Source organism: Muriicola sp. Z0-33, from assembly GCF_026126425.1.
Classification (GTDB): domain Bacteria; phylum Bacteroidota; class Bacteroidia; order Flavobacteriales; family Flavobacteriaceae; genus JAFMPW01.
In genome coordinates this window covers 1-11,921 of sequence record NZ_JAFMPW010000007.1, presented here as the reverse complement: position 1 = coordinate 11,921, position 11,921 = coordinate 1, and the positions used below count along the sequence as shown (strand labels likewise).

Below are 11,921 nucleotides of genomic sequence, written 5' to 3'. Positions count from 1 at the left end.
AATTATCCGTAATGTTCACCAAATTTTTTCTTTACCCTGGCCAATACTTCTTTAATATGCTGTTCTTTGGCTTTAGGCATAATCATTAACACTCCTTCAATATCTACTATAATATAGTCTTTGAGGCCATCAATTACTGCCAATTTCCCCTCAGGTAATCTCACCATATTACCATCGCTGTTTTCCGCCAGCATTTTGCCGTTCACCAGTACATTCTCCTCATCATCATTTTTGAGTTTGTCATAAAGAGAGCCCCATGTCCCCAGATCGTTCCAGTCGAATGATGCCGGCAGCACATAAATGGCATCCGATTTCTCCAGAATAGCATAATCTATTGAAATATTTGCAGCCTTAGGGTAATTTTCGTTAATAAATGCCCGCTCCTCAGCAGTGTTATATATTTCTATCCCAGCCTGAAACAGGGTGTATTGTTCTGGTTGAAACTTTTTAAAAGCACTAATGATGGTATTTACACTCCATATAAAAATACCAGCATTCCATAGGTAGTTGCCCTGATCCAGAAACTCTTTTGCAGTGGCATAATCTGGTTTCTCTGTAAACTGAGCGACTTTTTTTAAAAGAGCATCGCTTTTATTATATTCAATATAACCAAACCCTGTATTGGGAAAACTGGGGGTAATGCCCAGGGTACAAATAACATCTTCTTGCTGGCTTTTCTTAAAACATTGTTCAACATCTGAAGCAAATGCCTTTTCATCTTCAATCCAATGATCACTGGGGGCAACGATCATAGTAGCCGCCGGATTTTCTTTCTGTATCTTCAAGGCAGCATACAGTATACAAGGAGCCGTGTTTCTCATGGCAGGCTCTAATATCACCTGTTTTTCTGAAATCTCGGGCAATTGTTCTAAGGTGAGCTGATTATACCTTTCATTTGTCAGTACAAGAATATTTTCTTTTGGAATAAAGGAACTTAGCCTTTGGAACGTCTTTTGGATAAGCGTTAATCCACTACCAAGCATATCATGAAACTGCTTGGGATTCTCTGTTGTACTCACCGGCCAGAATCTTGAACCCACTCCGCCTGCCATCAATATGGCGTAATAATTTTTATTCATAAGTCATTATTCTTTTACTAATTCTACCTCAGCATTTGGCTGAAATAAATAAAGCCTTCCTGTAGTCAGCTCGACACATTCATACCTTTTAACACGTTTATTTCCCCTTTTAAATAGCTTTCCATTGTACAAACGGAAAATGCTCCCCGCTGGCAATTCAAAAATGTAGTTTTTGTTAGTCCGGGCATCATACGCTTTCAAAGCTATCGATAAATTTGCATCCGTACTGCTACTGGCCTTCGGATTCCTGAAATGTGTCGCCAAAAGGGGTAATACCTTCGGTGGAAATATCTCGGGCCTTATAAAAGGCAACATCAAATGTTGGAATGTCCTTTTCCATTCTGCTCCATGGGGCTTTATTTGCCTTCCATATTTTTCAAAAGCTACCAAATGAGCAATTTCATGTACCAGGGTAATTAAAAATCGGTATTTGTTTTCTGTGGCATTAATAGTAATCTGATGACCTCCATCGGCCAATTTTCTATAATCTCCGTGCCTGGTTACTCGTTTGTTAACCACCTTTAGATGAACGGCATAATCCTTAATTAATTCAAAACAGGGAATAACCGCGCGCTCGGGAAGGTATTTTTGAAGAGTGGTATTCATCAAAACAAAAATAGGATTTATCCTCCTTCCACAATTAAAAGAAAAGATTTAATTGCCGTATTTTAAACTTAGGGGGTACTGTTAGAAACTTGCAGTAATTTCCCGTTGTAGTATTTATGGCCGGTCAGGGCAAAATCCATAATATATTCTGCCATTTCAATTGCCGATACAGGTGCTATATAACCAGGGAATGCTTCTTCTAACATCTCGGTTTGTACCGCTCCAAGGGCCAGAACATTAAATGAAGGACCTGTTTTGCTATATTCTTCGGCAAGAATTTCGGTCAGTGTAATAACGGCTCCCTTACTGGAACTATAAGCTGCGAGTCCGGGAAACTTCATACTGCCCTGTACGCCTCCCATAGAGCTTATAGAGAGGACATGGCCATCCTCTGGCATAAAGGGTAATACTACTTTTATAATCTCCGCTACACCAAGTACGTTAACCTTGTAGACTTCTTCAAAATCCTGTGCGCTTGTCTCTTTAAAGGGTTTATTTAATATTTTCCCGGCATTGTTTATTAATATATCAATCTTACCCCAACTATTTTTAAGATGAGAGCCGAGATTAAGCAAATCTTCCTCCTTGGAGATGTCAAATGAAAATGTTGATATTCCCTGGCTGTCCAATTCCTCTATAGTAGCCGTATTTCTGGAAAGTGCCAAAACATGGTGCCCATTATTGGCGAACAACTGGGCCAATTGGAACCCAATACCTCTGCTAGAACCCGTTATAATTACGTTGGCCATTATTGGTATTTAATTTCCTTCTCATCTGCATTAGTAATTCCTTCAATTACAGGAATCATTTTATTGACTACAGCAGCCATATGATCAAAATCCATTAAGGACACTTCATCACCTACTTTGTGATAATGATTAAAGTTGGTAAAATCGAAGGTGCAGAAAGTCTGAGAAGGTACGTTAAACACATCGTGAAACGGGTAATTGTCCGAACGCTGGAAGAGGTTAAATTCCTGTGCGGTTTCTAAAAACCCAATAAGGTTTTCTTCTGCATATTTATTACTTACTTCTGCTAAATTAGATTTATTGTAACCCGTGACATACATAAAGTAATCTTTTCCTGCCAGGGGAACCCCGGTCATTTCAAAATTCAGCATTGTATAAAGATCAATATTCTCTGCCTTTAATCGCTCCGCCAGATGCCTTGCGCCCAGCAGTCCTTTTTCTTCGGCACTGAAAAGTGCGAATATCAAACTTCTTTTATTATTTCCAGCATTTCCAAAATACCTGGCCAGTTCCAATACTGTAGACGTTCCTGAAGCATTATCATTGGCTCCATTGGCTATAGTATCCTTACTAATTGCAGCCTCAGCAATTACCGTAGAATCTTTCTTTGCTTTTATAATTCCTATATGATCATAATGGGCTCCAATTATTATGAATTCATTTTTTAGTTGCTCGTCATTCCCCTCAATGACACCAACTATATTATAAGCTGGTTTGGAGAAATTAGACAAGGTATCTTTATAGGAACTGAAATAAGGTTTTAAGTTATTCTGCTTAAAAATATCTTCTATAAAGCTGGCTGCTTTTTCTATCCCCTCACTTCCGGAGTCTCTTCCTTTAAGATCGTCAGAAGCCAAAAAATTCATTATACCACCTATCCTTGTTTCATTTGAAAAGTTTTCTGCGGATATCGGGGTATTTATTTCGGCAACTTTGGCGGATGCTGATGATTCCTTTTCAGACACCATCGCAATACTTCCTTTTACACCTTCAGGGGCATTCTCATCTGTCTTTGTAGTTGATTTATTTACTCTTGAAGCTCCACAAGCCACCAGCATGGTGGCAAGGAGAATAAGGATACCATTCTTCATATTTCTTGTTTTTAGGCCAACATGGTTACCGGATTTTCCAGGTAAGCCCTAAGTGTTTGTAAGAATTGAGCTCCGGTAGCTCCGTCTACAGTTCTGTGGTCGCATGCCAGGGTAACCTTCATAGTATTCCCCACTGCAATTTCTCCATTTTTTACCACAGGTTTCTGTACAATAGCCCCAACAGACAATATTGCCGAATTGGGTTGGTTGATAATAGAAGTAAACTCCAATATACCAAACATCCCCAGATTAGAAACGGTAAAGGTACTGCCTTCCATTTCGGCCGGAGTTAACTTTTTTATCCTGGCTCTTCCTGCCAGATCTTTTACCGATGCTCCTATTTGGGTAAGACTCATCTGATCTGTAAACTTAAGAACCGGCACCACCAAACCGTCCTCCACAGCTACTGCAACCCCAATATGCACATGCTGATTATAGCGAATAACATCAGGGTTCCAGGTAGTGTTTACCTGAGGGTGTTTTTTTAATGCCATAGCGCATGCCTTAACCACCATATCATTGAAGGATACTTTGGTATCTGGCAATTCATTAATTTTTGCCCTTGACGCCATTGCATTGTCCATGGCTACTTCAATGGTAAGATAATAATGAGGTGCGCTGAATTTAGATTCACTTAAACGCTTGGCAATGACCTTGCGCATTTGAGAATTCTTGACTTCTTCAAATCCTTCCTGACCTGTAGGCAGGTTTACAGGAGTTACAGGGGCAGCCACCTCTGCTACCTTAGTTTCAGGAGCTGCAGTAGTACTTGGAATTTGAGAAGGTTGATAATTCTCAACATCCCTTTTCACAATACGGCCATTGTCTCCTGAGCCCTTGATATCGGATAGGGGGATTCCCTTCTCTTCGGCAATCTTTTTAGCTAAAGGAGAAACGAAAATGCGCTGCCCTTCTTTTACCGCTGCAGTCTCAGTTTTAACAGCCTGGGGCTGTGAAGCTGCTTCAACTTTATCTTCGGTACTTGCTGCTTTGGCTTCAGCAGGTTTAGCGGATAAGACAGCATCCACGTCTGTGCCTGCAGGGCCTATGACGGCAAGGACGTCATCAACAGGGGCCGATTCCCCTTCCTGGATACCGATATATAGCAAGGTCCCGGAATAGAACGATTCAAATTCCATGGTAGCCTTATCGGTTTCTATTTCGGCAAGGATATCTCCTTCTTCTACCGTATCCCCAATTTTTTTCAACCAGCTGGCGACTGTCCCTTCCTCCATGGTATCGCTCAGACGTGGCATTTTTATAACCTCAACACCTTCCGGAATTTCGGCAGTGGCAGTTGCGGCCACCGGCGTTGGAGCACTATCACTTTGTGTATCAGCAACCTCTACTGTGTCTTCCGCCGCTTTTGAACCGGAAGAAGCTCCGTTTAAGAGCCCGGAAATATCTTCACCTTCTTCGCCTATAATGGCAAGTAAAGTATCTACAGGAGCCCCATCCCCTTCATCTATTCCAATGTGCAGCAATGTACCTTCATGAAAGGACTCAAATTCCATGGTGGCCTTATCGGTTTCTATTTCCGCCAGGATATCTCCTTCCTCTACCTTATCACCTACTTTCTTTAACCATTTAGCTACGGTGCCTTCCTCCATGGTGTCACTTAGCCGGGGCATGTTTATTACTTCTGCCATTTTCTTATAATTTGTGTTTTAAAAATGGGTAATCTTCCTGCTCATAGACCATATCGTATAATTGTTGCTTTGGTGGGTAGTCTGACTCCTCTGCAAACTTCTCACATTCTTTCACCCTTTCCTTTACGCTATTGTCTATCTCCTTGATCTCCTCCTCCGTGGCATATTTCTTTTCTTTAATAATATCCAGCACCTGGGTTATGGGATCTATTTTTTTGTATTCTTCTACCTCTTCCTTTGTTCTGTAATGTTGCGCATCAGACATGGAATGACCACGATATCTGTACGTCTTCATTTCCAGGAAAGTTGGTCCGCCTCCGCTTCTGGCCCGTTTTATAGCCTTACTCATTTCTTCTGCTACGGTAACAGGGTCCATCCCATCAACTGGCCCACATGGCATCTCATACCCAAGGCCTAATTTCCAGATTTCTGTAGCATGAGAAGTCCTTGCCACTGAAGTCCCCATGGCATATCCATTATTTTCACAAACAAAAACAACCGGTAATTGCCAAAGCATGGCCAGGTTAAAGGATTCGTGTAATGAGCCTTGTCTTACAGCACCGTCTCCCATATAACATAAAGTGACAGCATCTCTTTTAAAGTACTTGTCACCAAATGCCAATCCTGCACCAAGAGGAATTTGCCCTCCCACAATACCATGACCTCCATAAAACCTGTGTTCTTTGGAAAAAATATGCATAGAACCTCCCATACCTTGTGATGTCCCGGTTACTTTTCCGTATAATTCGGCCATCACTCTTTTAGGGTCAACACCCATACCTATGGGTTGTACATGGTTCCTATAGGCAGTGATCATTCTATCCTTGCTCAGATCCATTGCATGAAGTGCCCCGGCAAGTACGGCTTCCTGTCCGTTATAGAGATGCAGGAAACCTCTAACTTTTTGTTGGATGTAAACAGCTGCTAATTTGTCTTCGAACTTCCTCCAGAAGAGCATATCCTCATACCATTTGAGATAAACTTCCTTGGTGATTTTTTCCATATGCTATACTTTGTGAATACTATTTAATTGCCAAACGCTTTTGAAGTACTATTTCAAAGGGAGCTTAGCCTGGTATAAATTACATTATTCTGCAAGCACAAATGTAACATATAAAATAAAGGTGGAAAAATGAAAAAACCCATCTATACACCAGAAATTAAAAAAACTATTTTAATCTTTTAAATTCTGTTTTATAAATCGGGATCAATTGTAGTACAAGGCCCAATTTAAATTTTCAGAGATAAGAATTATCGAAACCAAGAGGAAGCAGTTCCGCTATCGCATTGCAGTTATATACCTGTCCAATTTCGCCCATCATTAATAGCCTGATAGTTCCTTCCTGTTTTTGTTCGTATTCGGCGATAGACTGTCTGCAGTTACCGCATGGCGCAGCTGGCCGGTTTACCTTGTAGTTCTGAGAACTGGCACTAATGGCTATAGCAGTAATCGGTATTCCGGGATAAAGGGCTCCGGCCTGAAAAACGGCTACGCGCTCCGCACAAAGCCCAGATGGGTATGATGCATTTTCCTGATTACTCCCAATAACTATTTCACCAGTACTCATCAGTACGGCAGCTCCTACTTTAAAATTGGAATAGGGGGCATATGCATTTTTTCTCGCTTCCACAGCGGCATTCATTAACAATTGATCTTCCTCTGATAATTCATCCAGGGAATCATAAACCGATAATTCAAAACCAACGTTTCTCTTTTGCATATACCAAGGGTTAATAGCGTAAGCCTAAAATAATAAAACCTGCGCTAAGGCAGGTTTTATTATTCAATTTATATTGTATAATTACTAATCATTAAAAAATTCTTCTCCCAAATTAAATGTAAGGGAAAATCTAAGCGTATTCTCCAAAGGATTTCTCACTTGTGATGTGGAGAATAAATAAGAAAGATCTACCTGTGCAGCTTTGAATTTAAATCCTGCACCAAGTGTAAAGAACTTTCTGGATCCCTTTTCCTCACTTTCATTGAAATATCCGGTCCGGATCATGAAAGCATCCTGATAAATATATTCAGCTCCCAACGCCCAGGTAAATTCTTTTAATTCTTCACTGAATCCATCAGGGGCATCATTGAACGACTTAAAGACTCCGTTGAAAAAAGTAATGTCCTGATACTCCAGATTATCATCTGCATCAACATCTCCATCACCATCAAAATCCTGAGGAGTAGGTACTAAAAGTTTATTGAATTCAGTAGTAACACCTATAACATTATCCTGATCTAGTATAAAATCAAAACCACCACCAAATTTTAGATTGGTAGGAAGGAAGTTTTCCTGGCCTCCTTCGTCGTACTTGATTTTTCCTCCGAGGTTAGACAAGTTAAAACCTGCTCTCCATCGACCATCAAAACTGTTATAAGCAATTTCCCTGGAGCGGTAATAACCGGCGACATCTACAGCAAAAGAGCTGGCAGCCTGAGAATCTATATTCTCGTCCTGAGGAAGTTTTAAGTTAGACCTGATATACCTACCGCCAACGGCCATAGAGAACGTAGGACTCAACTTTAAAGAATAAGAACCATCTATTGCTAATTCATTTGGCTTGGCGAGGGTTCCGGGATCATTAGCAAATTGCCTTAATTCAATTTCACCTAAGGTAAAATACCTAAGGCTCATAGCAAATGCACTCTGATCATTAATTTTGTTATAAAAATTACCGTTTAACAGCGCAATATCCGTAATAATGCTCTCCAAATAGGGCGTGTAACTTACACCAATACCCATCTTACGTTCTGCGAAAGCAAATTTGGCAGGGTTCCATTGTTGGGAAAAGGCATCAACTGAAGTTGCTACTCCCATATCTCCCATACCAGCCGCTCTAGCATCGGCGGCTATTGTTAAAAAGGGTACTGCGGTGGTAATTACTCTATCTTCCTGTGCAGATATTTTACAGACTAGAGTCAATAAGACTATAAGCAATAATTTTTTCATTTCTTCCTCTTAGAGTTTATTTGGGACAAAAATCTTAATTAAAAATTAATTCCTCAAATATATTAGTTGTATTACATGTAAACGACCATTTTAAAAATATCTTGTACACTGAACTGATTTATTTTAACTATTACCGATAAACCCCTTTAAAATATGACTTAAGTGGGTAATTGAACGTCGGCAAAACGCCTAAAATCGTTCAGCTTGAATTCAACGCACTTCAAACCTGACTAAAAGAATGTATTTCATCCATACTAGAATGTATTTTGAATCGTTATGAAATTAAATAGTTTCCCTGAAGCTATTGGGCATTACCGCGTTACAGAAATATTTTTCAGAACTATAAAATATTATGTGTAAATCATCGTTTTATATGCCGAAAGTGACACATAGATTAAATATAATGCAAATAACAGTCCTATTAGAGTCAAGGTCTGTTGTTGAACTTAAGTCCTAAATACAGATGAAAAAACAATTTATCAAAGTTGTACTCTCTTGTGCAGTAGTAGCCGGAGGTTTAACAGTAACAAGCTGTAAAAAATCTTCATCATCTTCAAAAAATGTATCAAGAGCCACTGGCTGGAAGATCAATGCCAAAGAAGGTGGCTTCCAATATAATTCAGATTTTAAGGAGCAGGAAACTGCACCTGGCCTTGTTTTTATTGAAGGAGGAACATTTACCAAAGGAAAAGTACAAGACGACGTAATGCACGATTGGAACAATACCCCTACTGCGCAACACGTTCAGTCCTTTTATATGGATGAAACCGAAGTAACCAACGTGATGTATCTGGAATACCTGGACTACCTCAAAAGTGTTTATCCTCCGGAAAATCCTAAATACGCCAATATTTACAAGGGAGCTTTACCCGATACTCTCGTATGGAGAAACAGATTGGGCTTTAACGAAACAATGACCAACAATTACCTAAGGCATCCTGCTTATGCAGAATATCCTGTAGTTGGTGTTAACTGGGTTCAGGCCGTTCAATTTGCGGAATGGAGAACCGACCGGGTTAATGAAGCCATGCTAGAAAGAGAAGGATATCTTGCCAAGGACGCAAAATACAAGGCAGTAACCGGGGAGGTTGAAGGTACTTTTAATACCGAAGCTTATTTAAACAGACCAGAATCTGTTTATAATGGTCAGATAGATTCTCTACAGGGAAAACAGAAAAAAGATTCAGTATCGAACTTTGCTAAGCGAAGCAGTGGAATTATAATGCCGGAATATCGCCTACCGACGGAGACAGAATGGGAATATGCCGCAGCAGCACTACAAGGCTCCAGAGAGTACAACAATTACAGGGGTAGAAAAAAATATCCTTGGGAAGGTGATTATACAAGAAACGGACAACGTGTAGGTAGAGGTGATCAGTTAGCCAACTTTAAACAAGGAAAAGGAGATTACGGCGGAATTGCCGGATGGTCCGATGACGGCGCTGATATCACTGCCGAAGTTAAATCGTACAAACCAAATGATCTTGGACTTTACGATATGGCTGGTAATGTTGCCGAATGGGTGGCTGATGTATACCGTCCTATAGTGGATGACGAAATAAGTGATTTTAATTACTACAGAGGTAACATTTATATGAAAACTGCCATAGGTGAGGACGGAAAAGTCAATATCCTGAGAGACAGTATTATGTATGATACCCTGCCCAACGGAAAAATAGTTGCCGTGAACTTGCCAGGTGAGATCAAGATGGTTCCTGTTGATGAGAAAGAAACTTATTTAAGAACAAATTTCTCTAGCAGTGATAACAGAGGATACAGAGATGGTGATCCGGGGTCTACAAGATTCTTCGACAGATTTGCTGATGAGGACGAATCCAGAAACAGAAAAATGTACGATTCTCCAAGACATAAAGTAGAGCGAGATTCTATCGGTAATATCGTCAGAGGTTATGACGAATCTAACAACAGAACTTCCCTTATAAATGACGAAGTACGGGTATTTAAAGGAGGTTCGTGGAGAGATAGAGCGTACTGGCTGGATCCTGCACAAAGAAGATACTTACCACAGTACATGGCTACGGATTACATTGGATTCCGATGCGCTATGTCTAGAGTAGGGTCTAAATCTAAGACTAAGAACAAAACTGTTAGAGGCAAAAGAGCCAAATAGTTTAAACTGATATACTACTATAAAAACCCTGTCCTAACGACAGGGTTTTTTGTTGGCCTTTAATAGCGATTTCAGCAGAGGACCAATTAAATTTAGCTAACTCCTAAAGTATTACGGGAAACTTTAAAGCTTTTAGCATGATGCAATTTGCCACTGTAGATAAAGAAAATTAATGCATTAATGGCATTTTAGGCTATTTTTTCATTTCTCAGAAAGCCTTTATGGGGTTTTATAGGAGCAATAATTCCAGTAACTTTAGTGGCTGAACTATTTGCCTTCAAAAAGCGACAATGAAAACCCGAAGCTGTAAATGACAATACAAGAATTGCACAGGCATTTCCTGAAGCACCCTCAGATTAGTACAGATACACGTAAAATTGAATCTAATGCTATATTTTTTTGCCTGAAAGGTGAAAATTTTGACGGGAACACCTTCGCTAAAAATGCCCTGGCCAAGGGTGCTTCCCTGGTTATTGCTGACGATCCCAGCTACGCTAAGGATGATAAGATTGTGCTTGTAGAAGACGTGCTGTCCTGCCTTCAGGAGTTGGCGAGTTTTCACAGAAACTATTGCAAAGCAAAGGTAATTGCCCTGACCGGCAGTAATGGCAAGACGACAACCAAAGAGCTCATTTATGCGGTTCTCTCTAAAAAGTACAATACCATAGCTACCAAAGGGAACTTAAATAACCATATTGGCGTACCCCTAACTTTACTCAGCATACAGCAAGACACTGAAATAGCAATCATAGAAATGGGGGCCAATCATCTGAAGGAAATTGAATTTTTGGCGGCTATTGCGCAACCCGACTTTGGTTATATTACCAATTTTGGGAAAGCGCACCTGGAAGGATTTGGAGGAGAGGCCGGAGTAATAAAAGGTAAATCGGAACTCTATGAGTATTTAATGAGCCATAACAAGCATATCTTTCTCAATGCCGACGACCCTATACAATCTAAAAAATTAGCTGAGTACATAAAGAAGTTTGGGTATAGCCAGGACGATCCCAAATACTATAATATTAAATTAGAGGCCGCTGATCCCTTTGTTTCTTTAGCTGTGGAAGACATAACCATTACTACCAAATTGATAGGAACATACAACTTTACCAATTGCTGTGCCGCTGTTTTAATTGGGAAATACTTTAATGTAGAAAAGATCGATATTAAAGAGGCATTAGAAGAATATGTTCCCACAAACAACCGTTCTCAACTTCTGGTAAAAAGCGGACATAAGATAATTTTGGATGCCTACAACGCAAATCCTTCAAGTATGCAGGTAGCACTGGAAAATTTTAATCAAATGAAAGCTTCCTACAAAATTGTTTTTCTAGGAGACATGTTCGAATTAGGGGGTGTAGCAGAAGAAGAGCATCAAAAAATTGCGGATTTGGCCGACAATATGAATTTTAACCAGGCCTTCCTTATTGGCGAAAATTTTAATAACACCAAGACTACCCTGAAGAAATTCCGGACTTTTAACGATTTAAGCCAGTATCTTGAAAAACAGCAGTTACCGCCTGCAGATCTCTTAATTAAAGGTTCCCGGGGAATGGCTCTGGAAAGGATCCTGGATATTCTTTAGTACCCTGGTGCAATTAGGGCCGAACGCAAAGCAAAGGTCTGGCAGACCTTTGATAGTGAGGAGCCAGGCGGTGCGATGGC

Annotated in this window: 10 protein-coding genes; 2 read left to right on the top strand and 8 right to left on the bottom strand. The window is 40.1% G+C overall.

The features are described from left to right. Positions 1–2: 2 nt before the first annotated feature. The 8 genes from J1G40_RS10870 to porV form a co-directional block, all read right to left on the bottom strand. A complete protein-coding gene (locus J1G40_RS10870) occupies positions 3–1,079 on the bottom strand; it encodes a mannose-1-phosphate guanylyltransferase (RefSeq protein ID WP_265242666.1) in 1,077 nt (358 codons plus the stop codon). 6 nt (positions 1,080–1,085) lie between these two features. After that, positions 1,086–1,685, bottom strand: a complete 600-nt coding sequence (locus tag J1G40_RS10865; protein ID WP_265242665.1) for a SprT-like domain-containing protein — start codon at positions 1,683–1,685, stop codon at positions 1,086–1,088. Positions 1,686–1,753: 68 nt separating this feature from the next. Further along, positions 1,754–2,434 (bottom strand): SDR family NAD(P)-dependent oxidoreductase, encoded by a 681-nt coding sequence (locus J1G40_RS10860; RefSeq protein WP_265242664.1) that lies wholly within the window; start codon positions 2,432–2,434, stop codon positions 1,754–1,756. Continuing rightward, positions 2,434–3,525, bottom strand: a complete 1,092-nt coding sequence (locus J1G40_RS10855; protein WP_265242663.1) for a M28 family metallopeptidase — start codon at positions 3,523–3,525, stop codon at positions 2,434–2,436. Before J1G40_RS10855 ends, J1G40_RS10860 begins: the two co-directional genes overlap by 1 nt. 11 nt (positions 3,526–3,536) lie before the next feature. Further along, a complete protein-coding gene (locus tag J1G40_RS10850) occupies positions 3,537–5,174 on the bottom strand; it encodes a pyruvate dehydrogenase complex dihydrolipoamide acetyltransferase (protein ID WP_265242662.1) in 1,638 nt (545 codons plus the stop codon). A 4-nt stretch (positions 5,175–5,178) separates the two neighbouring features. Further along, a complete protein-coding gene (gene pdhA, locus J1G40_RS10845) occupies positions 5,179–6,177 on the bottom strand; it encodes a pyruvate dehydrogenase (acetyl-transferring) E1 component subunit alpha (RefSeq protein ID WP_265242661.1) in 999 nt (332 codons plus the stop codon). Between the two features lie 235 nt (positions 6,178–6,412). Next, a complete protein-coding gene (gene cdd, locus J1G40_RS10840; protein ID WP_265242660.1) occupies positions 6,413–6,895 on the bottom strand; it encodes a cytidine deaminase in 483 nt (160 codons plus the stop codon). An 84-nt stretch (positions 6,896–6,979) separates the two neighbouring features. Beyond that, complete coding sequence (gene porV, locus J1G40_RS10835) at positions 6,980–8,125, bottom strand: type IX secretion system outer membrane channel protein PorV (RefSeq protein WP_265242659.1); 1,146 nt, start codon at positions 8,123–8,125, stop codon at positions 6,980–6,982. 463 nt (positions 8,126–8,588) lie between these two features. Between porV and gldJ the strand changes: the two genes are divergently transcribed. Both gldJ and J1G40_RS10825 read left to right on the top strand, forming a co-directional pair. After that, positions 8,589–10,256 (top strand): gliding motility lipoprotein GldJ, encoded by a 1,668-nt coding sequence (gene gldJ, locus J1G40_RS10830; protein ID WP_265242658.1) that lies wholly within the window; start codon positions 8,589–8,591, stop codon positions 10,254–10,256. A 310-nt stretch (positions 10,257–10,566) separates the two neighbouring features. Continuing rightward, on the top strand, positions 10,567–11,841 hold the full coding sequence (locus J1G40_RS10825) for a UDP-N-acetylmuramoyl-tripeptide--D-alanyl-D-alanine ligase (RefSeq protein WP_265242657.1): 1,275 nt from the start codon (positions 10,567–10,569) through the stop codon (positions 11,839–11,841). Positions 11,842–11,921: the final 80 nt, after the last annotated feature.

What these genes read in the sequence shown, in the direction of transcription:
- J1G40_RS10870 (WP_265242666.1), bottom strand. Translation starts at nt 1,079, where the DNA reads ATGAATAAAAATTATTACGCCATATTGATGGCAGGCGGAGTGGGTTCA.
- J1G40_RS10865 (WP_265242665.1), bottom strand. Translation starts at nt 1,685, where the DNA reads ATGAATACCACTCTTCAAAAATACCTTCCCGAGCGCGCGGTTATTCCC.
- J1G40_RS10860 (WP_265242664.1), bottom strand. Translation starts at nt 2,434, where the DNA reads ATGGCCAACGTAATTATAACGGGTTCTAGCAGAGGTATTGGGTTCCAA.
- J1G40_RS10855 (WP_265242663.1), bottom strand. Translation starts at nt 3,525, where the DNA reads ATGAAGAATGGTATCCTTATTCTCCTTGCCACCATGCTGGTGGCTTGT.
- J1G40_RS10850 (WP_265242662.1), bottom strand. Translation starts at nt 5,174, where the DNA reads ATGGCAGAAGTAATAAACATGCCCCGGCTAAGTGACACCATGGAGGAA.
- pdhA (WP_265242661.1), bottom strand. Translation starts at nt 6,177, where the DNA reads ATGGAAAAAATCACCAAGGAAGTTTATCTCAAATGGTATGAGGATATG.
- cdd (WP_265242660.1), bottom strand. Translation starts at nt 6,895, where the DNA reads ATGCAAAAGAGAAACGTTGGTTTTGAATTATCGGTTTATGATTCCCTG.
- porV (WP_265242659.1), bottom strand. Translation starts at nt 8,125, where the DNA reads ATGAAAAAATTATTGCTTATAGTCTTATTGACTCTAGTCTGTAAAATA.
- gldJ (WP_265242658.1), top strand. Translation starts at nt 8,589, where the DNA reads ATGAAAAAACAATTTATCAAAGTTGTACTCTCTTGTGCAGTAGTAGCC.
- J1G40_RS10825 (WP_265242657.1), top strand. Translation starts at nt 10,567, where the DNA reads ATGACAATACAAGAATTGCACAGGCATTTCCTGAAGCACCCTCAGATT.